The 26,264-nt window shown below is 65.7% G+C and carries 22 protein-coding genes; 12 read left to right on the forward strand and 10 right to left on the reverse strand.

The annotated features are described in order from the left end of the window. Positions 1-12: 12 nt before the first annotated feature. Both QTI05_RS19435 and QTI05_RS19440 read right to left on the reverse strand, forming a co-directional pair. Positions 13-705 carry a fumarylacetoacetate hydrolase family protein gene (locus tag QTI05_RS19435; protein WP_286621114.1) on the reverse strand — a complete coding sequence of 231 codons (693 nt, stop codon included), beginning with the start codon at positions 703-705 and terminating at the stop codon, positions 13-15. 19 nt (positions 706-724) lie between these two features. Next, positions 725-1,678, reverse strand: coding sequence for a 2-hydroxyacid dehydrogenase (locus QTI05_RS19440; protein WP_286620360.1), 954 nt, complete (start codon positions 1,676-1,678; stop codon positions 725-727). 140 nt (positions 1,679-1,818) lie between these two features. On the opposite strand from QTI05_RS19440, the gene QTI05_RS19445 reads away from it, so the two are divergent. Beyond that, positions 1,819-2,988, forward strand: coding sequence for a citrate/2-methylcitrate synthase (locus tag QTI05_RS19445; RefSeq protein ID WP_286620361.1), 1,170 nt, complete (start codon positions 1,819-1,821; stop codon positions 2,986-2,988). Between the two features lie 86 nt (positions 2,989-3,074). Continuing rightward, positions 3,075-6,095, forward strand: a complete 3,021-nt coding sequence (locus QTI05_RS19450) for a PAS domain-containing protein (RefSeq protein WP_286620363.1) — start codon at positions 3,075-3,077, stop codon at positions 6,093-6,095. A gap of 69 nt (positions 6,096-6,164) precedes the next feature. Here QTI05_RS19450 and QTI05_RS19455 read toward each other — a convergent pair whose 3' ends face one another. Both QTI05_RS19455 and QTI05_RS19460 read right to left on the reverse strand, forming a co-directional pair. Further along, a complete protein-coding gene (locus QTI05_RS19455) occupies positions 6,165-9,209 on the reverse strand; it encodes an FAD-binding and (Fe-S)-binding domain-containing protein (protein WP_286620365.1) in 3,045 nt (1,014 codons plus the stop codon). Positions 9,210-9,232: 23 nt separating this feature from the next. Continuing rightward, positions 9,233-9,922: a GntR family transcriptional regulator gene (locus tag QTI05_RS19460; RefSeq protein ID WP_286546551.1), complete on the reverse strand. Its 690-nt coding sequence runs from the start codon at positions 9,920-9,922 to the stop codon at positions 9,233-9,235. Between the two features lie 125 nt (positions 9,923-10,047). On the opposite strand from QTI05_RS19460, the gene QTI05_RS19465 reads away from it, so the two are divergent. Genes QTI05_RS19465 through QTI05_RS19475 form a run of 3 tightly spaced genes read left to right on the forward strand, consistent with a single transcriptional unit; the run spans position 10,048 to position 13,060 of the window. Beyond that, on the forward strand, positions 10,048-11,289 hold the full coding sequence (locus QTI05_RS19465) for a pyridoxal-phosphate-dependent aminotransferase family protein (protein ID WP_286620366.1): 1,242 nt from the start codon (positions 10,048-10,050) through the stop codon (positions 11,287-11,289). 13 nt (positions 11,290-11,302) lie between these two features. Beyond that, positions 11,303-12,280, forward strand: a complete 978-nt coding sequence (locus QTI05_RS19470; protein WP_286546553.1) for a Bug family tripartite tricarboxylate transporter substrate binding protein — start codon at positions 11,303-11,305, stop codon at positions 12,278-12,280. Between the two features lie 9 nt (positions 12,281-12,289). Continuing rightward, a complete protein-coding gene (locus QTI05_RS19475) occupies positions 12,290-13,060 on the forward strand; it encodes a fumarylacetoacetate hydrolase family protein (RefSeq protein WP_286620368.1) in 771 nt (256 codons plus the stop codon). 136 nt (positions 13,061-13,196) lie between these two features. Here QTI05_RS19475 and QTI05_RS19480 read toward each other — a convergent pair whose 3' ends face one another. From QTI05_RS19480 to QTI05_RS19495, 4 genes are all read right to left on the reverse strand, one after another. Continuing rightward, positions 13,197-13,883, reverse strand: coding sequence for an arylamine N-acetyltransferase family protein (locus QTI05_RS19480; RefSeq protein WP_286620369.1), 687 nt, complete (start codon positions 13,881-13,883; stop codon positions 13,197-13,199). Positions 13,884-14,141: 258 nt separating this feature from the next. Beyond that, positions 14,142-15,413, reverse strand: coding sequence for a lipase family protein (locus QTI05_RS19485; protein ID WP_286544360.1), 1,272 nt, complete (start codon positions 15,411-15,413; stop codon positions 14,142-14,144). A gap of 8 nt (positions 15,414-15,421) precedes the next feature. Continuing rightward, a complete protein-coding gene (locus QTI05_RS19490) occupies positions 15,422-16,225 on the reverse strand; it encodes an alpha/beta fold hydrolase (protein WP_286544363.1) in 804 nt (267 codons plus the stop codon). A 2-nt stretch (positions 16,226-16,227) separates the two neighbouring features. After that, positions 16,228-17,202, reverse strand: coding sequence for a Bug family tripartite tricarboxylate transporter substrate binding protein (locus QTI05_RS19495; protein WP_286620371.1), 975 nt, complete (start codon positions 17,200-17,202; stop codon positions 16,228-16,230). Between the two features lie 151 nt (positions 17,203-17,353). On the opposite strand from QTI05_RS19495, the gene QTI05_RS19500 reads away from it, so the two are divergent. Further along, positions 17,354-18,235 carry a LysR family transcriptional regulator gene (locus tag QTI05_RS19500; protein ID WP_286620373.1) on the forward strand — a complete coding sequence of 294 codons (882 nt, stop codon included), beginning with the start codon at positions 17,354-17,356 and terminating at the stop codon, positions 18,233-18,235. Positions 18,236-18,351: 116 nt separating this feature from the next. Here the strand turns inward: QTI05_RS19500 and QTI05_RS19505 are convergent, their stop codons facing one another. After that, positions 18,352-18,840, reverse strand: a complete 489-nt coding sequence (locus tag QTI05_RS19505; protein WP_286621116.1) for a MarR family winged helix-turn-helix transcriptional regulator — start codon at positions 18,838-18,840, stop codon at positions 18,352-18,354. Positions 18,841-18,887: 47 nt separating this feature from the next. After that, on the reverse strand, positions 18,888-19,478 hold the full coding sequence (locus QTI05_RS19510) for a TetR/AcrR family transcriptional regulator (RefSeq protein ID WP_286620375.1): 591 nt from the start codon (positions 19,476-19,478) through the stop codon (positions 18,888-18,890). Positions 19,479-19,689: 211 nt separating this feature from the next. Between QTI05_RS19510 and QTI05_RS19515 the strand changes: the two genes are divergently transcribed. The 6 genes from QTI05_RS19515 to QTI05_RS19540 all read left to right on the forward strand — a co-directional run bounded on the left by QTI05_RS19515 (position 19,690) and on the right by QTI05_RS19540 (position 26,262). Next, the gene (locus QTI05_RS19515; RefSeq protein WP_286544371.1) at positions 19,690-20,562 is read left to right on the forward strand and encodes a branched-chain amino acid ABC transporter permease; all 873 of its coding nucleotides are present in this window, start codon (positions 19,690-19,692) and stop codon (positions 20,560-20,562) included. A gap of 4 nt (positions 20,563-20,566) precedes the next feature. Next, positions 20,567-21,640, forward strand: coding sequence for a branched-chain amino acid ABC transporter permease (locus QTI05_RS19520; protein ID WP_286544373.1), 1,074 nt, complete (start codon positions 20,567-20,569; stop codon positions 21,638-21,640). 80 nt (positions 21,641-21,720) lie between these two features. Then, entirely contained in the window at positions 21,721-22,485 is a 765-nt protein-coding gene (locus QTI05_RS19525) for an ABC transporter ATP-binding protein (RefSeq protein ID WP_286620377.1), read from the forward strand. Between the two features lie 4 nt (positions 22,486-22,489). Further along, positions 22,490-23,272 (forward strand): ABC transporter ATP-binding protein, encoded by a 783-nt coding sequence (locus QTI05_RS19530; protein ID WP_286620379.1) that lies wholly within the window; start codon positions 22,490-22,492, stop codon positions 23,270-23,272. Positions 23,273-23,287: 15 nt separating this feature from the next. Beyond that, complete coding sequence (locus QTI05_RS19535; protein WP_286620380.1) at positions 23,288-24,487, forward strand: ABC transporter substrate-binding protein; 1,200 nt, start codon at positions 23,288-23,290, stop codon at positions 24,485-24,487. Further along, positions 24,484-26,262 carry an AMP-dependent synthetase/ligase gene (locus tag QTI05_RS19540; RefSeq protein WP_286620382.1) on the forward strand — a complete coding sequence of 593 codons (1,779 nt, stop codon included), beginning with the start codon at positions 24,484-24,486 and terminating at the stop codon, positions 26,260-26,262. The genes QTI05_RS19535 and QTI05_RS19540 overlap by 4 nt, the downstream gene beginning before the upstream one ends. The last annotated feature ends 2 nt before the right edge of the window (positions 26,263-26,264 follow it).

Below are 26,264 nucleotides of genomic sequence, written 5' to 3' on the forward strand. Positions count from 1 at the left end.
GGTGGTAAATCGTCATGAAGCGCTGCCGACGGTCATCGAGAACTGCCCGATGCCCGCGACGCCCCCGCTGACGACATCGCCGGGCTGCAGCGGGCCGACGCCCGCGGGTGTCCCGGTGTAGATGAGATCGCCTGGCGCGAGCGTCACGGATCTGGACAGCATGGCCACCAGTTCGGGTACAGGCCACGAAAGGTCGCGAACGTCGGCACGCTGCCGTTCAATGCCGTTGACCGTCAGCCACACCGCCCCTTGGCTTGGATGGCCGAACACCGCAGCCGGCAACAAGGGAGTGCAGGGCGCCGATTGGTCGAAGGCTTTGGCAGCCTCCCAAGGACCACCGGCCTGCTTGGCTTGTTGCTGCAGGTCACGCCGCGTGAGATCGAGCCCCGCGGCGTAGCCCCAGATGTGGTGCGATTGCGCCCGCGCCGGGGCGATGTCGCGCCCGCCACGACCGATGGCCACCACCAGTTCGATCTCGTGACAGAAGTCGCCGGTGCCGGGGGGATAGGGCAGCACGCCGCGCGCCGGAACCACCGCGTTGGCAGGCTTCATGAACCAGGCCGGCATTTCCACAGGTGTCGCTTCGTCCTGGCTCCACCTGTAGTTGCGGCCGATGCAGTACACGCGGCCCACGGGGAAAACCGCCGTGCTGCCGGCCACTGGCAAGGTGGTCGGCGCGAGCGCCGGGAACACGAATTCCGTCATGGTCGCGCTTGACATGGGCTCAGGTGGTCAGGCTCATCGTCGGGCGCTCGCCCGCCAGGGCCTGGGCGATGCCGGCCAACACCATCTCGCCCATGGCGGTCCGGGTCTCCCAGGTGGCACTGGCGCGGTGCGCCTGAAGGGTGACGCTGTCGGACCGGCGCAGCGTTGGCGGCACGCGCGGTTCGTCCACGAACACGTCGAGCCCCGCGCCGGCAATGCGGCCGGCGAAGAGCGCTTCCGTCAGGTCGGCCTCGTTGACCAGGCGACCACGGGCGACGTTGACCAGGAAGCCGCGCGGGCCCAGCGCTTCGAGCACTGCCGCGTCGACGATGCCTTCGGCCTGGTCGGCCGCAGCGCACAGCACGAGCGCGTCGGCGTCGCGTGCGAGGTCGACCAGGTCTGCAACGAACCGGTGAGCGATGTCGTCCATCGGGCGCAAGTCGGTGTAGCTGATCGGGCAGCCGAACGCAGCCGCCCGAACCGCGACGGCTCGGCCCACCCGTCCCATGCCGACGATGCCAACGCGCATGCCGCTGAAGCGCCGGGCGAGCGGGATCGCGCTGGGTTGAGGGTGAAGCTCCCACTGGCCGTCGCGCACGAAGCGGTCGCCGGCACACAGGTTGCGGCAAGCCGCGATCAACAGGCCGATGGCCAGATCGGCCACGTCCTCGGTCAGCGCACCGAGGGTTGCGGTAACAGGCACGCCACGGTCGCGGCAGTACGCCAGATCGACAGCGTCGGTACCCACGCCATTGACGGCCACCACCTTCAGGCCCGGCAACTGGTCCAGTATGGCGCGCGAGATGCCGGTGTGCCCGCCGGTAATGGCGGCGTCGATGGATGCGCCGTGTTCACGCAGCCAGGCCTCCTGGTCGGCCACCTGGAAGAACTTGTGAACGGTGTAGAGCGATGCGAGCTTCTCATTGATCTCGGGGATCAGGATCGGATTGAGCTGGAGGATCTGGGGTTTCATGTCGAGCGTTCAAAGAGAGGAGGCAGCGTGGCCTGCGTTCGAGCCTGCGTGTTCAGGGATGTGTGCATGTTAAAAATGGATTGATATATCAGTCAATATTGACGTATAAAATCAATATATAAAACTTTCTGCAACCGGCCATGGCTTCCTGGATTTCAATGGACGAGGCGTGCCGCCTCCTCGGGGTTCGACCCCAAACGGTGTACGCGTACGTGAGCCGCGGCAAGCTCGAAGTGATGCCCGATCCGGCCGATACGCGTCGCAGCCTCTACCGCGCCGAAGATGTGGCGGGGCTGGCCAAGCGCAAGCAGGCCGGCCGCAAGCACGAGACGCTGGCCGCCAACACGCTGTTCGGCTCGGAGCCCAGCATCCCGACTGCCCTTTGTGCCTTCTTTCGCGGGCGCCCGTACTACAGGGGGCAGGACGCCGTGAGCCTGGCCAGGTCGGCCGAACTGGAAGACGTGGCGCAACTGTTGTGGGCTGCCGAGCAGCCCGTCGACTTTTCTTCACCTGTCACATCTGCGCCGACGGCGTTGGCCAAACCCGGCCGAATCGCTGCCTTCACTGCCCTGGCCGGCCTGGCGGCCGTCGGACATTCCACCCGCGGACGCCTGACGCGGGTGTTGCACAACGAGGCCCAGGGCCTGGTAGGTCAGTTGGCCAATGCTTTCGGGGCCCGGCAAGGGCGCAAGCCCCTGCATTTGCGATTCGCGCAAGGATGGAAGCAATCGACCCAAGTGGCTGATTTGCTGCGAACGGCCATGGTGCTGCTGGTGGATCATGAGCTGACGAGCTCGGCGTTTGTGGCGCGCATTGCAGCGTCCACCGGCGCCTCGCTGCCGGCATGTCTTCTGGCCGGATTGACTACGCTGTCGGGGCCTTTGCATGGCGATGCCTCAGGTCGCGTCCAGGCGCTGTTCGGCGAAGTGGAACGAATGGGCGAAGACCATGTCGTGGCCCACTACCTGTCGACTGGTCTACCGCTGGCGGGTTTCGGACATCACCTCTATCCCGATGGCGATCCGCGCGCGGCTGCCTTGCTGGCGCTGTTCGAGCCGCCGGAGGTGATCGCGCGTTTCATCGAAAAGGTAGAGACGCTGACCGGTCTGCAGCCCAACATCGACGTGGCCCTGGCCGCCTTGGTAGCCCACTATCGGCTACCCGCCGATGCGGCCTTCGGCCTCTTTGCAACGGCGCGCGGCGTGGGGCTCATGGCGCACAGCCTGGAACAACTCGGCGTGGGGCAGGTGATTCGTCCGCGCGGGCGCTATGTGGGTGCGATGCCCGAGGCGCAGAACACCCATCCCTAGGTCGCTGTCGATGCCGTGACACATGATGGCGGTTGCTATCATGGAAAGATGCAGCCAGGAACAACCGTGCCAGCGAAGAAGACCAAATGCGGTTCAAGCTGAGAACGAAGACAGCGCTGCTGATCACGTCGCTCGTCCTCGCCCTGGTCGGTGCGACGGGCTGGTGGCAGTACCGGAATCTGTCCAGCGAGTACGTCAACCTGATGCGCGAGCAGCAGCAGGCGCTGACCGAGAGCGCTGCGGCGGATCTCGACTACAAGCTTGGCGTTCATCTGGCCGCTCTGACGCGTGCGGCCCGGGAGCTCGGCACGCAGGGCTTCGCGGACGCCGCGGCGCAGCAGCGTTTCCTGGCGGACAAGGATCTGCGCGCGATGTTCGACAACGCCGCGCTCGCGACGCTGGACGGCGCCATCATCGCGATCAACCCGCCTGCCACCCAGCCCCCGAACGTCGCCGACCGCGACTACTTCCGGCGCGTGCGCGACCTGGGCCAGCCCGCCATCTCGGCACCCTTGCTCACCAAGGGCTCGCACCAGCCTGCCGTTGTCATGGCCGTTCCCGTCGCGGGATCGGACGGCCGCCTCGTCGGCGTGCTGGGTGCGGCGTTGAACCTGCAGCGCGCCAACGTGCTCGGCGATCTGAGTCGCGCCACCGTCGGCCGGGGCGGCTACTACGAGATCGTCACGCGCGGCGAGTCGCCGCAGGTCGTCATGCACCCCGATGCGAACCTTTTGCTCAAGCCCGCAGCCGCAGCCGCCGTCGCCTTCACTGGCGGTACCGAGAACGACCTGGCAACGCACGCCACCGTACGCAGTGCCGACTGGGATCTGCGCCTGATCGTGCCGGCCCGCATCGCCTACGCGCCGCTGGAGCAGGCGAGGCGAAACCTGCTGCTGCAATTGCTCTGGCTGGGCCTGGGCTGCGCGCTCCTGGTCTGGCTGGGGACCACTTGGCTCATGCGCCCCCTGGAGGCGTTGAGCAGCGCGATCCGCACTCTCCGCCATTCGCCGGGCAGCCAGGTAAAGCTCGATGTCGTCGCCAACGACGAGCGCGGCGATCTGGCACGCGAGTTCGACGCTTTGATGGCCGACCTGCGCGAGAAACGGCTCGAGATGTCGGCGGTCACCGATGCATCACCGGTGGGATTGTTCCGTTGCGACAGTGACGGTCGCATGACCTACGTGAACGACGAGTATCTGGCGATTCACGGACTCGAGCGGAAGGATGCGGGGGAGGGCTGGCTCAGCCTCGTGCGCGAGGAGATTCGGGAAAAGGTTCGCCAGGAATGGATTCGCATCGTCAATGCAGCCGACCCGATGAACGCCACGCGCCGGCTCCACCGCAGGGACGGAACCCAGGTACTGGTGACATTGCGAAGCCGGCCTGTACTCGCCGAAGGCCGCGTCATGGGCCATGTCGGAACCGTGACCGACATCACCGAGCGCACTCAGGCCGAACGGGCCCTTCGCACGCTGACCGCCATCTTCGACATGACGACCGACTACATCGTCCAACTCGATGCGACCGGGCGGCTCATCTACATGAATCCGGCAGCGCGGCGCCGCACGGGGCTGGACATGAACGCACCGATCGAACAGCTGAAGATCACCGACTTCAATCCACCGAAAACGATGGAGAGATTCAAGTCGGAGGTGGTGCCTACCGCGGTGAGCACCGGCGTCTGGGTGGGCGAGTCGATGGTGTGGAATGCCGAGCGGCAGGAGTTCCCGGTCAGCCACATGGTGATCGCGCACCGCGACAAGCACGGCAAGGTGGAGTATTTCTCGGGGTTGATGCGCGACATCTCGGCGGCCAAGATTGCGGAGCGTGCGCTGCGCGACAGCGAGCATCGCCTGCGCATGGTGACGGATCACCTGCCGGCGCTGATCTCCTATCTGGACCGCGACCTGCGGTTCCGGTTCGTCAACAAGGCCTACCAGGACTGGTTCGGCGTCGAGCCTGAACAGCTGCTCGGCCGGAGCCTTCATGAGTTCTACGGTGACGAGGCGTGGGCGCAGATGGAGCCGCACATGCGCGCGGCGCTGGCCGGGCGCCAGATCACGTACGAGCGCAGGCTGGTGACGCCTGGCGGGCGTCGCGATATCCAGGCGACCCTGGTTCCGGAGTACGACGAACATGGGGAGGTGATGGGCCTCTATACGCTGGACAGCGACATCACCGCGCATCACGAGGCGGAAGAGGCACTGCAGGAAAGCGAGGCCCGCCTGCGCACGGTGGCCGACGCGCTGCCGATGCGTGTGGCCTACATCGATGCGGATGAGCGCTATCGATTCAACAATCTGGCCTATGAGCGCGGCTTTGGACTCTCCCGGGATCAGATTGAGGGGCACACCGTCAAAGAGCTCCTGGGCGAGCCGGCCTACCAGACCGTGCAGCAACACATACTCGCCGCATTGGCCGGCGAGGCGGTCACCTTCCAGAGCGAAATCACCAAGAGCGACAGCTACTACTGCTACGAAGCCCAGTACATCCCCCAGCCAGCGGTGAACGACGAGACCATCGTCGGCTTCCATGCGGTGATCACCGACATCACGCGCCAAAAGCTCGAGGAGAAGCGCCTGGTGAATCTGGCGCAGATCGATCCTCTCACTGGTCTGCTCAATCGCGCAGGGTTCGACGTGCGCCTGACAGAGGCGATGGAACACGGCCGCAGCACAGGCGCGTTGATGGCGTTGATGTACCTGGACATCGACGGCTTCAAGCAGATCAACGATCAGTACGGGCACCAGGCGGGCGACGAACTGCTGCGAGGCTTCGCCGGGAGGTTGTCGCAGGCGTTGCGCTCGAGCGATGTCCGCGCACGCCTGGGCGGCGATGAGTTCACGGTGATCATGGAAGGCTTGCCCAATGCCGACGTTGCAGCTTCCGCCGCCGAGAAGTTGATCAACGCCATGCGGGTGCCGTTCGCCATCCAACAGCGGACGATCGTCATCACCACGAGTATCGGTTTGGCGTTCTACCAAGGCGGCACAGCGACCGCTGCCGCGCTCATCAAGCGGGCCGACGAGATGCTCTATCAAGCCAAGAGATCTGGCCGCAACAACGTTCAGGCAGCATCTTTGCCGATCGAAGGCAATCAGCCTTGATCTTGCCGACTCGGGCGGGAAGGTCTCCGATCGATTGAGCGAGCCAGAACGAAAGGCAAGGGGGCAGAGTCAGGCCAGCAGTGTGTCAAGCAGATGCGCCACGTGAACCGCTTTGCGCTGGGCGCCGTCGGCAATCTGGTGCCTGCAACTGGTGCCGTCGGCCACTACGATCGCATCCGGGTTCTTGCGCACTGCGGGCAGCAGGCTGGCTTCGGCCATTTGCATCGACACCGCATAGTGCGAGGCCTCGTAGCCGAAGCTGCCGGCCATGCCGCAGCACGAACTCTCGATCAACTCGGGGCGGGCGCCGGGAATCAGCTTGAGCACCTCGAGGATCGGCGTGACCGCGCCAAATGCTTTTTGGTGGCAATGGCCATGCAGCAGGATCGGCTTGCCAGCGGGCCTGAGCACGATCTCGAAGCGGCCGGCCTTGGCTTCGCGCGCCACGAACTCCTCGAACATCAGCGCTTGCTTGGACACAGTGAAAGCCTTGTCGCCCAGGCCCATCACCAGCGTCTCGTCGCGCAGTGTCAGCAGGCATGAGGGCTCGAGGCCGACGATCGCGATGCCCGCTTCCGCAAACGGGAGCAGCGCATCGATGAGCGCGCCGGCTTTCGCCTTGGCCTCGGCCACCATGCCGCTGGCGAGGTAAGTGCGGCCGCAGCAATGGTGGCCGCCGGCCTTCTCGACCGTGTGCAGGGTGTAGCCGGCCGCCTTCAACACGCGCGCGGCCGCCAGTGCGTTCTCGCTCTCGAAGGTGCCGTTGAATGTGTCGACGAACAGCACCGCCGCCTTGCGGCCAGCACCGGCTGCTGCAAGGGTGTCGTCGCGGCTGGCGAACATGGCGGCGTCGCGGGCGCGCCAGAAGGTGTCGCGGCGCCACGCCGGCAACGAACGCTTGGCGGAAAAGCCCAGGAGCTTCTCCCCCAGCCAGGCAGCGCCCGGCACCGTGTTGCGCAGGTTCAGCAGTCCGGGCCAGCGGCTCGCGAAGTGGGCGTATTCGGGCAGGTGCGCAACCAGCCGGTCTTTGATGGTGTGTCCATGCCTGGCCTTGTAGTGCGCGAGGAACTCGATTTTCATCTTGGCCATGTCGACGCCGGTCGGGCAGTCGCGCTTGCAGCCCTTGCAGCCGACGCACAGGTCCATGGTGTCGTGCATCGCCGCGCTGGTGAAGGCGTCGGGTCCCAACTGCCCCGAGACCGCCAGCCGCAGCGTATTGGCGCGGCCACGCGTCAGGTGCTGCTCATCGCGCGTCACGCGGTAGCTCGGGCACATTGTGCCGGCGTCGAACTTGCGGCAATGGCCGTTGTTGTTGCACATCTCCACGGCTTTGGCAAAGCCGCCCGTGGTGTCGCCTCCTGTACCGGGCGCCGTCGTCACTTCGGTCACCGGATCGGCCTGCACGTTCCACGCCGACCAGTCGAGGATCGGCGTCAGCGAAATGCGCTTGTAAGGCCTTGGTGCGGTGGACGGCGAGAAGCGGAACAATGCGCCATCGTCCATCCTCGGCGGGTCGATGATCTTGCCGGGGTTGAACAGGTTGATCGGGTCCAGCTTGTTCTTGATGGCCCGGAAGGCCTCATTGATGGCGGGCCCGAACTGCCATTCGATCCACTCGCCACGGCACAGGCCGTCGCCATGCTCGCCGCTGAAGGCGCCTTTGTACTTGCGCACCAGCTCACTGGCTTCCTCGGCAATGGCGCGCATCTTGGCGCCGCCATCGGTGCGCATGTCGAGGATCGGGCGCACATGCAGCGTGCCGACTGAGGCGTGCGCGTACCAAGTACCGCGGCTGCCGTACTTGGCAAAGACTTCGGTCAGGCCGTCGGTGTATTCGGCGAGGTGTTCCAGCGGCACGGCGCAGTCCTCGATGAAGCTCACGGGTTTGCCGTCCCCCTTCAGGCTCATCATGATGTTGAGTCCGGCCTTGCGCACGTCCCACAGGTTCTTCTGCGGCGCGTCGTCTGCCATCTGCACCACGCTGCCGGGCAGGCCCAGGTCGCCCATCAGTTCCACCAGCTGCTTGAGCCGCGGCAGCAGAGCCGCCTTGTCATTGCCCGAAAACTCGACCAGCAGGATCGCTGCCGGCTTGCCGATCAGCGCCGTCTCGACAGTCGACCTGAATGCCGGGTTGGTCAGACTCAGCTCGATCATGGTGCGGTCGACCAGTTCCACCGCCGTCGGGCCTAGTTTTACGATGTGCTGCGCCGAATCCATCGCGGCGTGGAAGGTCGGGAAGTTGACGATGCCAAGCACCTTGGCGCGTGGCACCTCGCTGAGCCTGAGCGTCAGGCTGCGGGTGTAGGCCAGCGTGCCCTCGGCGCCGACCAGCAGGTGTGCCAGGTTGACGGTGCCGTCGGTGGTGTACGGTTTCTCGTTCTGGTTGTCGAAGATGTCAAGGTTGTAGCCGGCCACCCGGCGTAGCACCTTGGGCCAACGCGTGGCGATCTCGCCGCGGTGCTGCGCGGCCAGCTGACGCACATGGTTGGCGATGTCGGTGGCACGGGATCCGAGTGTCGACACCGGCCCGAAGTCCACCAACTCACCGTCGGACAGCCAGGCGCTCGCGCCCAGCACGTTGTGCACCATGTTGCCGTAGGCAATAGAGCGCGAGCCGCACGAGTTGTTGCCAGCCATGCCACCCAGCGTGGCTTGGGCGCTGGTCGACACATCGACCGGATACCACAGGCCATGTGGCTTGAGCTGCGCATTCAGGTGGTCGAGCACCAGGCCTGGCTCGACGGTAGCGGTGCGCGCCTGCACGTCGATGTCGAGTACGCGACGAAAGTGCTTGCTGTTGTCGATCACCAGCGCTGCGCCGGTGGTCTGGCCACACTGGCTGGTGCCGCCACCGCGCGCCAGAATTGGCACCTTGAGCTCGCGCGCAATGTCGATGGCGGTGGCGATGTCACGCTCGGTCTTGGGAACCAGAACGCCCACTGGTTGGATCTGGTAGATCGAAGCGTCGGTGGCATAGCGTCCGCGTGAGGCCGCATCGAACATCACTTCGCCTTCGGTCTCGGCGCGCAGGCGGCGCGCCAGTGCCTCGCAGATGTCGTTGGGGGGCAGGGCGGTGCCGGCGGGCTGCAGGGCGTGGGCGGATTCGATCAGCATGGTGTGCGGTGTGGAGCGTGGGCTCAGGATTTGATGGCGTTCGGATAGATCTCCCCGGCGCGCAGCAGGTCGAGCACGGTGTCGCGTTTGCGAAGCAGATGCTCGACCAGCACCTTGCGCAGCGCCGCGCCGTCGCGGGCATCCAGCGCCTCGAGCATCTGTTCGTGCTCCTTGACCGCGCTCTTCCACTTCGCCTCGTTCTGGTTGGTGCGAAAGCGCAGGGACTGCACGCGCGCGTTGATGGATCGGTAGGTAGCGGTGAGCACCGGGTTGCCGGCGGCGTTGTTGATGGCAGTGTGGATCAGCGCGTTGAGGCGGTAATAGCCCGACAGATCACGGCGCGCGTAGCAGGCCAGCATTTCGTAGTGCAGCGCGCGCAGTTCGGCCAGGTCGCCGTCGCCGATGCGCTGCGCCGCCAGCTCGCCGGACATGCCTTCGAGCATCGCCAGCACCTCGAAGGTGTTGAGCACGTCGGCCTCCGTCAGCCGCACCGCCACGGCCCCGCGATTGGGCAGCAGGTCGACAAGCCCTTCGGCCGCCAGAAGCTTGATGGCCTCGCGCAGCGGCGTGCGCGAGACGCGCAACTGTTCGCACAACTCGCGCTCGTTGAGTTTGGCGCCTGGCGCGATGCGCCCCTCGATCAGCATGGTGCGCAACCGCGCGGCCACCTGGTCGTGCAGGGAGAGACGCGAGATTTCAATAATTTCAGCCATGGGTTCTCACAAAAACGGATTTTGCATACAAATTATGGCAGACACAATAGAGAGGTCTAAGTGTTATCGAGCATTCATGTTTGTATTTTGAATGCAAAAATCGTGGTTTTCAAAGGACGCCGCCCATGCTCAACCTTGACTTTCATCCGACCGGTCGCCACTTTCTGCAGATCCCCGGTCCAAGCCCGGTACCCGATCGGATTCTGCGGGCGATGAGCCTGCCCACGATCGATCACCGAGGGCCTGAGTTCGGCGCGCTGGGGCTCAAGGTGCTAGCGGGCGTGCGCGAGATCTTCAAGACCAGGCATCCAGTCATCATTTATCCCGCGTCGGGTACCGGCGCCTGGGAGGCCGCGTTGGCCAATACGCTGAGCCCGGGCGATCACGTCGTGATGTACGAGACCGGCCACTTCGCCACGCTATGGAGCAAGATGGCAACGCGGCTGGGCATCTCCAGCGAGTTTCTGGCCTGGAAGGGCAGCGACGAGCACTTGCCCAATGCGCCCAGTTGGCGCCGCGGCGTACAGGCAGACCTGATAGAAGAGCGCCTGCGCAAGGATCCGGAGCACCGCATCAAGGCAGTGTGCGTGGTTCACAACGAAACCTCCACAGGCGTCACCTCAAACATCGCTGCGGTTCGCAAGGCGATCGACGCGGCAAGGCACCCGGCGCTGTTGATGGTCGACACCATTTCGGGCCTGGCCAGTGCCGACTTCCGCCACGACGAGTGGGGCGTGGATGTGACGGTCAGCGGCTCGCAGAAGGGCCTCATGCTGCCGCCGGGCATCAGCTTCAACGCCATATCGCCGCGCGCACTCGAGGCCATGAAGTCCGCCAAGCTCCCGCGCGCTTTCTGGGCGTGGGACGAGATCGTCGAGATGAACGAATCCGGCTACTGGCCATACACCCCCAACACCAACCTCCTGTACGGCCTGTCGGAAGCGCTGGACATGATCCTCGGCGAAAGGCTGGACAACGTGTTCGCTCGACACGAGCGATGGGCCGCCGGCGTGCGAGCCGCAGTCAACGCGTGGGGCCTGCCGATACAGTGCGCCGATGCCAGCGTCTATTCGCCTGTACTGACCGGCGTGATCACGCCGCCGGGCGTAGATGCCGACGCGCTGCGCCGACTGATCTACGAGCGCTTCGATCTCTCGTTGGGCACCGGCCTTGGCAAGCTCAAGGGCCGCATGTTCCGCATGGGACATTTGGGCGACAGCAACGACCTGACGCTGGTGGCCATGGTGGCGGGCGTCGAGATGGGCCTGAAGCTCGCAGGCGTGAAGCTCGCGGGCAGCGGTGTGCAGGCGACCATGGATCACTTTGCCAGTCACGCAGCATCCGTCGCGTTGCAGCGTGCGGCCTGAGGTGCGATCGACCATGCAACGACGCACTCTCATCCAAGCCGCCGGCGCCGCCGCGGCCACCTTGGGCGTCCCTCGCCTGTTCGCCCAGGAATGGCCCACGTCGCCGGTTCGCATCGTGGTCGGCTTTCCGCCGGGCGGCGGAACCGATGCGCTGGCGCGCGTGGTGGCGCAAAAGCTCACCGTCATGTGGAACCAGCCGGTCATTGTTGAAAACAAGGGCGGCGTGGCTGGCGTGCTGGCGGCCGAGTATGTGTCGCAGCAGCCGAGCGACGGCAGCACCCTGCTGATGGCGCACATCAACAGCCACGCGCTGGCCCCCAGCCTGCAGCCCAAGCTTCGCTACAGCGTGGAGCGCGACTTTGTTCCGATCGTGTTGGTCGGTGTAACGCCCAATCTGCTGATAGCCAGCCCGGCGCAGAAGGCGGCCACGGTCAAAGACATCGTCACCCTGTGCAATGCGACGCCCGGCACAGTGAGCTTCGGGTCGGCCGGCGCCGGTTCGGCGCAGCATCTCGCGCTCGAGATGTTCAAGCTGCAGGGCAGGGTGGACGCGCTGCACGTGCCGTACAAAGGCAGTGGGCCGCTGTTGGCCGATCTCATGGGTGGCCAGATCCAGTACAGCTTCGAAACGATGACCGCGGCCACACCGCACGTGAAGAGCGGCAAGGTGATCGCCGTGGCCCAGACACGCCTGAAGCGTGCCAAGGGCCACCCTTCGGTGCCGACCATGCAGGAGCAGGGCTTCGAGGGCTTCGAGGCCACCACGTGGTACGGCCTGGCCGGCCCTGGGAAGCTGCCAGCGGCCATCGCCGACAAGATCAACCGCGACGTCAACACGGTGCTGGCGATGCCCGACGTGCAGGAGCGGCTCGACACCTACGGCGCCGAAGACGGCGGCGGCTCGCGCGAGAAGTTCAGGCAGTTCATTTCGAGCGAGATCGCGAAGTGGGCCAAGGTGGTCAAGGACGGCAAGGTCAGGGTGGACGGGTAGGCTGCCGCGATGGATACGAATACCCTGGACGAACTCGTGGGCGCGCTGGTAACGGCGCGCAAAGACGGCCGCGCCGTTGCCGCATCCGCATGGCAGGCCAGCCTCGCCGACGCGGCGCAGGCCTATCGGGCGCAAGACGACGTTGCGCGCGCCATGGGATGGTTCGATGCCGCCATGCCGCAGCACTGGAAGTCGGGTGGCCCCTCGCGCGAGGCGGTACTTACCCATGCACCGCTCCCACCGGTCGGCGTGCGGATCAGCCCAGCGAACTTTGCCGATCTGCGTTTCAACGGGCCCGGCATCGAGGCAGAGATTGCCTTGCGACTAGGCGATGCCGTGACGCCGGAGCGCGCTGCCGCACTGACGCCGGAGAACGCGTGCTCGGTGGTTGATGCGATGGCCGTGTCGATCGAGGTGGTGGACTCGCGCTGGCAAGAGGGGCCGCGCGCGCCGGCTCTGCTGCGCTTGGCCGATTCCCAGTCGCACGGCGCCCTGGTGCTAGGCGCGTGGGTACCGTATGCCGAGCTCGACTGGGCGGCTCAGCGGTGCGAGGCGTGCATCGATGCGCAGGAGCCGGTGATCCGCATCGGCACCCATCCCATGCGCGATCCCGCATGGCTGCTGCCGGTGTGGCTGAAGCACGCGACACGGGATGGCGCCAGCGTGCCGGCCGGCACCGTTGTCACCACGGGCTCGTGGGTTGGCATCCTGCCGGTAGTCTCTGGACAGAGGGTTGTAGTCGAATTTCCGGGCATTGGTCGGGCCGAGGCGCTGTTCTGAACATGTCAACGCCAAGCTCAAATGTCGCATTCCTGGCCAGCCGGAGGCAGGACGCAGCGCTTCAAGCTCAGGAGTGCCCTTGAGCGGCGGCGATGCGTGCGGCGTCACATCGTGATCGGAGTTGCGCGCGGACGCCTCAAGGGTCCGCGATAAGCCGCGCAACGATGTGCCGCAGGTCCGGATGCTGAGGCAAGCGAATGCCGAAGTCGCTCTGCAGCACGTCGATGACGGCGTCGACCTCGGTGAGTTGCCGTCGCTCGCTGGCCACACCCAATCGGTGGATGGCGTAGCTGCCATTGCCGAGCGTCCGGCGCAGCCCGGGCCCAGTGCGAGCCGCCACCAGTTGGCCGAGAAACGGGGAGTCCTCGTGCGTCGACACGTACCAGTTGCCCACGACGTAGTCGATGTCGGTCTGCGGCTGCAGGTCGAATACATACATGGCGCGCCAGCTGCCGGCGACCAGTGCCCGAAGGGTATAGCTGCCCTCGTGGTGGGTCAGGCGATAGGGTTCATGCGCAGTGGCCTGTTCTTCTTCGGTGTCCACGCGCAGAGGTCCTGTGGGTACCATGCCTCCGAAACCTACATCGGTGATGTAGCGGCAGCCGTCGAGCAGAACCGTCACCAGCATGTGAGTGCGTGGCGTCGATGCGTCCTCGGGGCCGCCCATAACGACACGTCCGGTGATGCCCCGCGCATCGAATCCCAGCCGTCGAAGCAGTGCCAGGTACAGGCGGTTGAGCTCGTAGCAGTAGCCGCCGCGCCCATCTCCGTTTCGTTCATCGAGGAGTCCTTTCCAAGGGAAGCAATTCGGCGGTGTCAGCATGAGTTCAATCGGGGGCATCGGGGTGGACACGCAGATCCAAGCCCTCACGCAACATGCAGGTTTGGGCTGACCGACGCGCGCCATCCGGTCTGCTTTCCTCCCACGCACTAAAATAATACAATGTATATTATGTTAAATGTAGGTCGCGCTCCGTCGTGAGGTTGGAAAGAAGCACGCAGCGCCGGTTCTTGCATCCCCCCTTTTCGACCGATCGGCCTCGCTGCCTCGAGACCGCCACCAGGTTAATCGGCAGGAGGCTTAGTCGTTGAATCGGATCCCCGCGGTTGCAGGTTCTGGCAGGCCGGGCTCAGTCATTGTTCCGCAGTTGCTTTCCGTCGGCGCATTCGCGCGAACAGCGCGCACAAACCGAAGTTCGTCTTCGAACGCGGCGTTCACGATGCCGTTGTGTGTGATGCCCGCGTAAGTCTTCCACACCAGCGGATTACCGGCCTGACACAGCGCGGCGGCGGCAGCGTATTGCCGGCGCGGTGGGATCGTGCGGTCCGCAAGGCCAGTCCCCAGGAACAGCGGCGCCGGCAGGGCTACGAGGCTCATGTCTGAGGTCTTCACCAGCAGCGTCTGCAGCGCAGCGGGTTCGAGCTTGAACGCATTTGCGGCGTTCAGCCCCTGCTGCTGCTCATAGCCTCGCATCTCGTCCACGCAGGTCTCGCGCGCCATTTTCAGCATGGACTGGGCCTGTGGCGTCACCAGGGATTCCGCCGGCGGCCCGTCGTCAGGGATGGAACCGCCTACCAGGCGCAGCATGGAGAACCGCACTGGGCCGCTAGGGCTGGGCACAGCCTCCGGCGCCTTGTAGCGGGCTTCCGGGAAGGAAGAAAGCAGGCCCGTGGCGATAGTCGCACGCAGGTTCAACTCCGGCGCATACGCGGCGGCGATGCGGCTTGCGCCGATCGAGGAGCCGGAGCCCTGCGACTGGCCCGTGATCGCAAGGTCGTTGGCAATGCGGCCAGGGTATGCCGCGATGGCCGCTCGCGCGCTGTCCAGAATGGAGCGGCCCTCGGCCTCCCAGAAGGTGTAGGGGTGAGGGCCCGGACCGCCAAGGCCCTGATAGTCCGTGGCCACCACAGCGAAGCCCTCCTCCAGCCACCTATTGAGGTAGGTGGCGTCCCGCGGGCGATGGCCAGTCCACGAGGGTGCGCAAGCGTCGGCCACCCCCAGAGTGCCGTGCGCCCACGCTACCAGCGGCCAGCCTCCGCGCGGCTGCTCGCCCTTGGGCAGGTACAGCGTCCCGGTCACCGGCAGGACACCGGAACGCCACCGCGCGTCGGTCGAGGTGTAGAGGATGCGTTGCTGCACGCTTGCGGCCGTGATCTCCGGCTGGGGCGGCTGCGATTCCATGCGCAGCATGGCCCCGGGACGCGAAGGAAGAGCGCCGGTCCAGGCGTAGAAAGGCGACAGCACGCGATCGCCGGCAGCGGGGCCCGCGGGCAGCGTGCCCGCTGGCCGCATGGCGGCGCAGCCAGCCATCACGGTCGCCAGTGCAACAAGGGAAAGGTGAAGTATCTGCATGGGTGAGTTCAGTACTGCGCGCGGCGCGCGATGAAGTCCAGGACGATGCTGTTGAATTCCCGCGGTTTCTCGAAGTAGGCCGAATGACCCGCGTCCTGCACGACGACGAGCTCGCTGCCGCGCACCAGCGTCTGCACCTCTTCCATCACCGACACTGGCACGATCGGATCCTCGCTGCCCACAAGCAGCAGCGTCGGACAGGCGACGTCGCGCAGCGCCCCCATCGGGATCAGGCGTGCGGGCTGCAGCAGTGCGGCCAACGCACCGCCCCACTCCTCCGCGGGAATAGCGTACGCACTCGGGTTGAAGTGGTTGATTTGCGCGTACAGCAACGCCTTTTCCGGGCAGTTCTCCAGAAACCAGCGGCCCAACGAGCGCTGCTCGATGCTCACAGCCTGATGGGTGATCTGCCGCTTCGCGATCGAGTCCAGCAGGACGGGGTGCTCGAGGGCAAGCGAGCTATCACAGGCCGCGAACGCTGCCACGCGCTCCGGATGCGTCAGCGCCAGCTTCAGCCCGATAAAGCCGCCCAGCGATTGGCCGATGTGCGTGACCCGCTGCACCTCCTCGCGATCGAGAATGGCCACGACATCAGCCACGAAGTTCTCCAGCGAGAACTCGTCAAGCGGCGCGGCTGACCGGCCGAAACAACGAATGTCCATGGTGATGCAGCTGTGCCGCGCTCCGAAAGCGGGCAACTGCTGCCACCAGGTGGCCGCGTTGGAACCGGCGCCGTGGCAGAACAGCACGGCGGGGCCCTGGCCGTGGCGCTCATAGTAGATGCGCCGGCCGCGCGACTCGATGAATGGCATGCTCAGTTTGCCTTGATGTTGAGGCTGCGTACGAGCTGGCCCCAGCGCTCCGTGTCGCTGCGCACCAGCTGCGTGTACTGTTCGGGCGTGGAGACGAGCGGAATCAGGCCTTCAGCGTCCAGTTGCTTCAGAAGCGCCGGATCCTTCATCGCGGACTGCAGCGCCGCATTCAGCTTCTGTACCACCGGTGCCGGCGTGCCCTTCGGCGCCGACAACCCCACCCAGGAATTCACCGCGAGCTGCTTGTAGCCCAGCTCAGCGAATGTGGGCACGTTGGGGACGAGCGGACTGCGCTGCCCGCTGGTCACTGCCAGCACCTTCAGCTTGCCGGCCTGGACGCTGCTCAACGCCGCGCTGATCGGCAGGATGGTCAGGGGCACCACGCCAGCGAGCACGTCCTGCAGGGCCGGCGCGCCGCCCTTGTAAGGGACGTGGGTGAACTGGATGCCCGCTGCGCGCTGCAGCAGCTCCATCACCAGGTGCCCGCTACTGCCTGCGCCGGAGCTTGCATAGTTGATCTTGCCCGGCTCACGCTTGGCCTGCTCCACAAGGTCCTGAAAGCTGCTGACGTTGGCGTCCGGTCGCACGACGAGCCACTGCGCGCCTTCACCAATGCTGCCGACGTGTTCGAAGTCCTTCACGATGTCAAACGGCACGTTGTCGTACATGCTCTGAGCGATCGTGTTGAGCATGCCTGTCATGGTCAGCGTATACCCATCGGGGGCGGCGGTCGCGCCGGCCTGGGTGCCGACGATGTTGCCAGCGCTCGGCCTGTTGTCCACGACAACAGGTTGCCTCAACGAGAGCGATAGCTGCTGCGCCAAAGGCCGGATCGTCCGGTCGTAGGGGCCGCCGGCGGGCGCGGGGACGATGATGCGAACGGCGCGGGCCGGCCAGTCCGCCTGAGCGAGCGCAGGGCCGGTCACCGTCACGGAAAGGACGGCCACGGCGGCGGCCCATCGAATCAGAGGTCTCACGTTTGTCTCCTTGTTGGAGCGCGCATCTTCGACTTCTTAGCTATCAGTGCCAAATTAATTTGGCGCCCCACCCATTAGACTCACCAATACCTTGCCGGACTCCGCTACCGCTCTCCTACACCGTCTGCTCGCCCGCGGAAAGTTCCGCCACGTGCAGGTACTCCTGCAGCTTGCCGAACTTGGAAGCGTGCAGCGCACCGCCGACGCGATCGGCATGACCCAGTCCTCGGTGACGCAGACCCTGGCCTATCTGGAAGGATTGCTGGAAGTCCGTCTCTTCGAGCGGCACGCCCGCGGTGTGCGGCCCACTCCTGCCTGCACGGACTTGCTGCCGGTCGCCCGCCGCCTGATGCTGGGCATCGCGGACAGCGCCGAGGTCGTCACTGCCCGGCAGCAACAAGGCGAAGGGGTGGTCCGCATGGTGGGTTCGGTGGGCGCCATCAACGGGCTGCTGCTTGACACTTTGGCAGACTTCTGCGACCGCTTTCCCGCCACCCAGGTGCAATTGGCGGAAGCCGAGGGCGATGACCAGTTGCTGGCCATTGCACGCGGTGAGGTGGATCTGGTCGTCTGCCGCCGCCCTGCGGTGACGCCCGAAGGCTGGGAGTTTCTCGCACTGCGCGACGACCGCTTTGTCGTGGTGGCTCGTACCGGCCATCCCATGGCTTGCTCACGCCCGCTGGGATGGGCGGAACTGGCAGAACCGACTTGGCTTTTGCTGCCCGCCGGGGTGGGGGCGCGCCGGCGCTTCGACGAATTTGCGCGGCAGTTCCCGCATCCGCCACGCGCCTACCCTGTGGTCACGCGCTCCGTGGCGATGCTGTGGCGCCTGCTGAGGCAGCGCCCGCTGCTCGCTCTGCTGCCCTTGAACCTCGTGCGCCCTCTTCTGGACGAAGGGACACTGGTAGAACTGTGGTCAAGCGAGGCCTTGACTCTGGAGCCGATCGGCATCTTGCAGCCAAAGGCAGGCGTCAGCAATGCGGCCAAACGGATGAGCGAGTTCTTGCGCGCCAATCAAATGCTCGAACCCTGAAGTCGGCGGGGAGGATGTGAAGCCACTGGTGGGCAGCGTGGCGGCCGCCATGCAGGACTGGCTCGCCGTTCTGACGGAAAGAGGGATCAAGCAAGGCGCCCTCTTCCGGCGCGACGTCATGCCGATGCTGACATGCTTGCCAGGCAGTCCTCAACGAGTGCACGCAACGTGCTTACATTTCGGCTCCCGATCAACTGATGCACTCTGGCTTGGGCCGCGGTCCAGTGAAGCAGGCCTTCGGCACACTTGCTCCTTCCCGAAGCGGTGATCTTCACACTGCGCGTACGCCCGTCAGTGCCGGGGCCCAGTTCCAGCAATCCCGAAGAGATGAGGGGCTTGAGATTGCGCGTCAGCGTTGACGGGGAGAGCGCCATCGCGTCAGCCAGGTCACAGGGACGCATCGGCCCGTTTGCAGCGACTTCCGTCAACAGCCCGTATTGCGTGGTTCGCAGACCCACCTTGCCGAGTTCGACGTCATAGCGCCGCCTCACCAGGCGCGCGAGTTGGTGGAGCGTTGTGTCGGTGCAGGCCGATGGCTTCAGCCCAGATCTCGCTGCTACCTCGGCAGCGACGGCGTGCGTCTTCGGTGCGGAAAACGTATGCATTGGCGCACGTGTCTGAGCGATGCGCCCGGGCACGTTGGCCGTCGCCGTCACGATGCTTTCGACGGCTTCGCCGGGGGCTCATCCAACGCGTGCGTCTGGTCGATGAAGCGACGGCTGGAAGCCAGGATTTCCTTGCGGGTGCGCTCGGATTCAACTATGCGAGACAAGACCAGTGCGCCAACACATTGAGCAAGCAGCGCCCATGCCGCATCCGGATCGCCGATGCGCGAGCTCCAGCTCTTCTGCAATCGCTTCAAGCCCTCCTCTACCGCCGCACGAACCTCTGGCCCCGCCCTCGCGATCTCCGGCCCCAGTGCCGGCAAGACGCATCCGGTTTCCGGGTGCAGGGCATGATAAGAACTCAGATAGCTGCGCAACCGCTTCGCGACGTGGTCGGGAGGCGAGTCCCGATCCCCGGCCAGCATCTCTGCGCTGTTCGAGATTTCGAGTTCAACGAGCTCGGCGAACAGCGCTTCCTTGGACGGGAAATGTCCATAGAACGCGCCCCCGGTCAGGCCGATGCTCGCCATCAATTCATCGACCCCGGTGGTTCCGAAGCCACTTTTTTTGGCGATGCCACGGGCATTCGCGAGCAGCTTCTTGCGGGTTTCCTCTTTGTGGGTGGTCGGATAGCGCATGAATGGGTCTCCGCAGATCGTGGAGCAGCCATCATAGCATTCCGATCGTTTGGTAAACGAACGAACTTCCATCTGGGGTGCTTGGCTCACTGGCCGAGGGTTTTCCCCTGCGGCAAACCCGCTCTGCCGTGTTGACGCTGCCCCCAGCGCAAACCTATAGTTCACAACCGTTTACCAAACGATCGTTAATTACCACCAACCGAATGATGTGATGACGCAACTGACCCAGCTGATCGTTCAAGGCATCTCCAGCGGTGCGATCTACGGTCTCGTCGCACTCGGCCTCGTGCTCAGCTACAAGGCAACCGAGGTCCTCAACTTCGCGCAGGGCGACGTGGTGATGCTCTCCGCATTCCTCGGCTGGGGCCTCGTCGTCGCGGCGGGCCTCCCGTTCTGGCTCAGCTTCGTCGCCGTGCTGTGCATCTCGGCCGCGCTGTGCTTCCTGCTGGAAGCGAAGATCATGCGCAGGATCGTCGGCCGTCCGCAGTTCTCGGGCGTTATGCTCACCATCGGGATCGGCTTCATGATCCGCGGCGGCGTCAGCATGTTCTTCGGGCCCGAGTCGCGCAGCTATCCCACGCCGTGGACGGGCCAATCCATGCAGCTCGGCGGCAGCGTGGTGGCCGAGCTCAACCTGGTGATCGTCGGCGCCGCCATGGGCGTGACCGCGCTCCTGTACTACTTCCTGCGCCGCACCACGCTCGGCATCGCCATCCACGCGACGTCGCAGAACCAGCTGGCGGCCTATCTCTGCGGCGTGCGCGTGAAACGGCTCAACTCGCTGGTGTGGGCCATCTCCGGTGCCATTGCGGCACTGTGCGGGCTGCTGCTCGCGCCCATCACGCTGGTCGACCTGGGCCTGTGGTTCGTCATGCTCAAGGCGCTGGCGGCGCTGGTTCTCGGCGGCTTCGGGAGCGCGCCGGGCGCCGTCATCGGCGGGCTCCTCATCGGCCTCATCGAACAGTTTGCGGGCGTCTATCTGCCCGACGGCGTGAAGGACGTAGCCCCGTACCTCGTGCTCATTGCGGTTCTCGTCTTGTATCCGCGCGGGATCCTGGGCGAAAGCCACGGCCGGAGGGTCTGACACCATGGCTCGCTACGAAACGGGATTCGAAGACGGCCGGCGGCTGCTGCGCGGCAAGCACGAGCGGCTCGCGTACGGCCTGCTCGCCGTGGCCCTGGTGGCCGCGCCATGGGTGCTGCCGGCCTATCACATCGGTGAGGCGACCTTCATCCTCATCATGTGCGTCGCGAGCCTCGGCCTCATGATGCTGACCGGCTTCACCGGCCAGGTGTCGCTCGGCCAGTCCGCGTTCGTCGGCATCGGTGCCTACATCCACACCATCCTGCTGACCCAGGGCGTGCCGCTGCCAGTGTCGCTGCTCCTGACCACCGCGGGCGCGGCGCTCGGCGGGCTGCTCGTCGGCATGCCGGCCATCCGCGTGTCGGGGCTGCACCTGGCGATGGTGACCATGGCGTTCGCCATCGTGTGCGAGCATGTGCTCGGCCGCTGGAAGAGCGTCACCGCGGGGCACAGCGGCATGGCCGTGCCGGACCCGACGCTGTTCGGGCTCAGCCTCGGCGGTCCGCGCGCCTTCTACTTCCTTTGCCTGGTGGTGCTGGCGGTGGTGTTGATCCTGCTGGTCAACCTGATGCGCTCCGCCACCGGCCGAGCCTTCATCGGCATCCGCGACTCCGAGGCGGCGGCGCAAGGCCTGGGCATCGACGTCGCGCGCACCAAGGTGCTGGCCTTCAGCCTTTCGGCGGCGTGCTCCGGGCTTGCCGGTGCATTGCTCGCCCACCAGATGCAGCACATCACACCGGAAGCGTTCGGCCTGGCGCTGTCGCTGCAGCTCGTCTTGATGGTGTTCATCGGCGGACTGGGAAGCTTGCGCGGAGCCATCCTGGGCGCCATCCTGATCGGCCTCCTGCCCTCGTTCATATCCTCGCTGAAGGAGGCATTGCCCGCCAGACTCGGCGCGCAGTTCGGGCTGGAGCTTTTCGTCTACGGCGCCGTGCTGACCTTCTTCGTCCTGCTCGAACCGGGCGGCCTGAACTCACGCTGGGTTCGCATGCGCAAGGTCCTGGCCGAGTTCCCCTGGGTGCGCAAGAGCAGCGTCCACAAGACCAAGGTCTACATGAAATCGGAGCGCTACCGATGAGCGCCGCACGGCCGCCCGAAGGGGCGAAGGCCCCCTTGGGGGGCAGCGCAGTACACGAAGTGACGAGCGTGGGGGCCCTATTGAGCCCCGCATTCTTCGAAGTCGAGCGATTGAGCCTGTCGTTCGGCGGCGTCAAGGCCGTGCGCGACGTGAGCTTCTCGATTCGCGCGGGAGAGATCCTCGCGGTGATCGGACCGAACGGCGCGGGCAAGACATCGCTCCTGAACCTCATCACGCGCGTGTTCGACGCCAGCAGCGGCAGCATCCGCTTCAACGGCCAGGACATCCTGCGCCTGGCGCGGCACGACGTGGTCCGCCAGGGCATTGCGCGCACGTTCCAGAACATCGAGCTGTTCGAAGGCGCGACGGTGCTGGAGAACCTGCTGCTCGGCCGGCATCGGGCCAACCACGGCAACTTCTTTTCGCAGATGTTCAACCTGCCATCGGTGCAGCGGGCCGAAGCCCACACGCGTGAACGCGTCGAAGACGTCGTGCGCCTGCTGGATCTCGCGCCCTTTCGCCACCGGCCGGTGGCGGAACTGCCATACGGCGTGCGCAAGGTCGTCGAGCTCGGCCGCGCGCTCGCTGCGGAGCCCAGGTTGCTGCTGCTGGACGAGCCGGCCTCGGGGCTGAACCCCGAGGAGACGCGCAGGCTCGCGTACTGGCTCGAAGACATCCAGGCCGAACTGGGCGTCACCGTGGTCATGGTGGAACACGACATGTCGCTGGTCGCCGCCGTGGCCAACCGGGTGGTGGTGATGGATCAGGGCCAGGTGCTGACCGATGGCACGCCGGCGCAAGTGCAGGCCGATCCGCGCGTGATTGCGGCTTACCTGGGGACCTGACCTCATGACTTCTCTGCTCTCCGTCCGCAATCTCGAGACCTGGTATGGCCCCGTGCGCGCGCTGCATGGCGTGAGTCTAGAAGTGCATGCCGCGCAGATCGTCACCGTGCTGGGTGCCAATGGCGCAGGCAAGACGACCCTGCTCAACACCATCGCGGGCGTGCTCGCACCCTCCAACGGAAGCGTCGAGTTCGAGGGCCGGCCCATCGGCGGCAAGGACGCCGATGAAGTCGCTCGCAGCGGCGTCGTGCTGGTGCCCGAGGGCCGCCAGATATTTCCGTTCCTCACCATCGCGGAGAACCTGCGCATGGGTGCGTTCGCAAGGCGAGATACGGAAATCGCGCGGGACATGGAGCAGATGTACGACTGGTTTCCACGCCTGCGCGAACGCCAGCGCCAGCAGGCAGGCCTGCTTTCGGGCGGCGAGCAGCAGATGCTGGCGATCAGCCGCGCGCTGATGGGGCGGCCGCGCCTGCTGCTGCTCGACGAGCCTTCGCTGGGACTCTCGCCGCTGTTCACCAAGGACATCTTCGCCATCATCAGGCGCATCCGCGAGCAGACCAGGACCGCCGTACTGGTCGTCGAGCAGAACGCGGCGATCGCGCTGGCCACCGCCGACCACGGCTATGTCATCGAACTGGGGCGCGTGGCTGCCGCCGGGAGCTGCGAGGCCCTCTCGCAGCGCGAAGACATCAAGGAGTTTTACCTGGGTGGCGCTTCGCACCACCTGCCGCAAGGTGTCGCTGGCGGGATCCGGCCGGCACGGCGACGCCCTTCCTGGAACTGAGAAAAGGACCCTGCCATGACACTCGACCGCCGAACCCTTCTGAAGACAAGCCTCGCCGCCGTGGCGCCGGGCGCTCTGTGGACCGCGACATCCGCGCGCGCCGCGGGCGTGGGCGACAAGGAACTCGTCCTGGGCACGCACCTGGACCTTTCCGGACCGGTGGCAATTGCCATGCCCGTGATCCGCAACGGCATCCAGATGGGCATCGACGAGGCCAATGAGGCGGGCGGCATCAACGGCCGCAAGCTGCGGCTGGTCATCGAGGACAACGCGAGCCAGCCGTCGCAGGCGGTGCGCGCCGTGGACAAGCTGATCCGCAAGGACGAGGTCTTCGCCCTGCTCTGTCCCTTCGGCTCCGGACCGAACGTGGCCACGGTCAAGAAGGCGGTGGATGCCGGCGTGGTCTGTTTCGCGCCGTACGCGGCCTCGGGCCTGGTGCGCCAGGCGGCCGGGCAGACGCCGCTGCTTTTCACGACCAACCTGAACTACGACAGCACGACCTCGTCTGCCGTCAAGTGGGCCATTGGCAACCTGGGCAGCAAGAAGGTCGGCTTCGTCTACCAGGAAGGCCCCTTCGGCGACCTGGTCGGCAAGGGTGTGAAAGCGGCGCTCGCAGCCAAGGGCATGCCGCTCGCCGCCGAAGCCAGCTACAAGGTCGGCGATCTCGACTTTTCCTCGCACGTCGCGCGCATGCAGGCCGCGGGTGTCGACCTCATCGTCTGCGCAACCACGACGCGCGAAACCATTGCCGTCGCGGCCGAAGTGAAGAAGTTCGGCCTGACCGGCGTCAACGTGCTGACCGCCAGCCCGGGCCGCGCCGGCCTCACCGTGGCCCTCGGCAAAGATGCGATGGAAGGCGTGTACGGCGTCGGCACCTGGCGCATCGCGACGCCCGATCAGGCCAGCGCCGCAGAGAAGTCGTGGGCCGAGGCCTACCGCAAGCGTTTCAAGGCGGAGCCCGACGACGTGGCCGCTGCCTTCTACGACTACACCAGCTGGTTCCTGCAGGAAGTGCGCAATGCGGGCCGTGACCTGACGACCGACAAGCTGGTCAAGGCGTTGCAGGCATCCACTTTCAAGGGCGTGGCTTCGTACGACACGCAGCGCTTTGCCAACAACCACATCGACCCGGAATGGACCCGGGTCGAGCAGGTCGTGCAGGGCCGCTGGACCGCACGGTCGAGCGTGGTCGATCCGGCCAAGAGCGCCCTGTGATCCACGTGTCGGCATCCCTGGCCGCAGACGAGGCGCGCATCGCGACCCTGCCCCAGTTGTGGCGGCGCCGATGTGCGGAATGGAGCGATCGGCCCGCGCTGCGGCACAAGGAACGCGGCGTCTGGCAGGGACTGTCCTGGAACAGCTACTTCAGCGAGGCACGGGCCATCGGGCTCGCGATGGCCGATGCCGGGCTGCAGGCCGGCGATGTGGTTTCAGTCCTTTCGGACAATCGGCCCAGATGGTTGATCGTCGACATGGGGGCACAGGCCATGGGTTACGTGTCCCACGGCATGTATCCATGCAGCACGGCCGCACAAGTCGGGCATGCGCTCGTCGAAGCCGGATCTCGGGTGGTCTTCGTCGAGAACGCCGACCAGCTGGTGAAGGTACTCGCGGTACGCGACACCTGTCCCGATCTGCGCCACATCGTGGTCCTCGAGACACGTGGGCTCTCGCGCTTCACGGACCCTCAGGTCAGCGCATACGACGAATGGCTTGCGCGCGGCACTCAAGCCGCGGCCAGAGAGCCGGTACTGTTCGACAGCCGCATCGACGCCGGCACCGGCGATCAGATCGCATTCCTCGCATGCACGGCGGGTAGCACCGGGCCGGCGCGGCTGGTGGCCCGGCGCCAGCACGACTTCTTGTGGGAAGTGCGCGCCCTGAGTCATTGGCTGCAGCTGCGCCCGGGCGATCGGACACTGTCGATCATGTCGTTGGCGCACTACGGCGAACGCATGCTGGCCCAGAAGGCCATGCTCATGCACGAAACCTTGCTCCACCTGCCGGAGAACGGCGCCACGGTGTTCAACGACATGAGCGAGGTCGAGCCGCACTTCCTGTTCGCAGCCCCGCGCTTCTTCGAGAAGCTGCAAGGAACGACCGAGCTGTTCATGCAGGAAGCCGTGCCTGTCGCCCGGACCGCATACGCCTCGTGCCTTTCGGCGCACCGGCCCGGCTGGCTGCAGCGCAGGACGCAGGCGCGCATACGCTCCGCCCTGGGTTTGCGGAACGTGCGGGTCGCCCTCGCGAGCGGAGCCTCCAGCCCCGCGCAGGTGGCCGACTGGTTCGACGCCATCGGCGTTCCCCTGCTCGACTGCTACGGCATGGCCGAGGCTGGCTTCTGCAGGATCGCTCCCGCCAGCGGTTCGATGAAAACCGCCTCCGCGCCGTTCGAAACAGGCACTCAGCTGAAGTTGGCCCGCGATGGCGAAGTGCTGGTGCGCGGTGCAATCCCGCGCCCGGGCTACTGGGTGCGCGGAACACTGAGCGCTGCCACACTTGCGGACGGCTGGCTGCGCACCGGCGACCTCGGGCGTGTCGACGAACACGGCCGCGTGCAACCGCTCGGCCGCGTGCGCGCGCGGGCCATCGGAACACGCGGCGAGTCCATCAGCCCGGAGATTGCAGAAGATGCGTTCCGGCTCAGTGCCTACATTGCCGATGCGATCGTCGTACCGGCGCAAGGCGGGCATTCGGCGGCGCTGCTCTCTCTGGACGAGGAGCGGATCAGGAAGTATGCGCAGCAACAGCGCCTGCCCTTCACCGACTACGCCAGCCTGCTCGGCCTTCCCGAAATCACTGCGCTCATCGCGGCGCAAGTGGACATCGCGAACGGGCGCCTGCCCGAGAACCATCGCGTGCGGACCATTCGCGTCATCCCGCGCTCGCTGCATCAAGGCGACGAAGAACTTACGCCCGCGCTGCGCCTGAACCGCAGCGTCGTGGCGAGCCGATACGCCAACCTTTTTACCGAACCCCTTGGAGTCTGATC

Source organism: Variovorax fucosicus, from assembly GCF_030316825.1.
GTDB classification, from domain to species: domain Bacteria; phylum Pseudomonadota; class Gammaproteobacteria; order Burkholderiales; family Burkholderiaceae_C; genus Variovorax; species Variovorax fucosicus.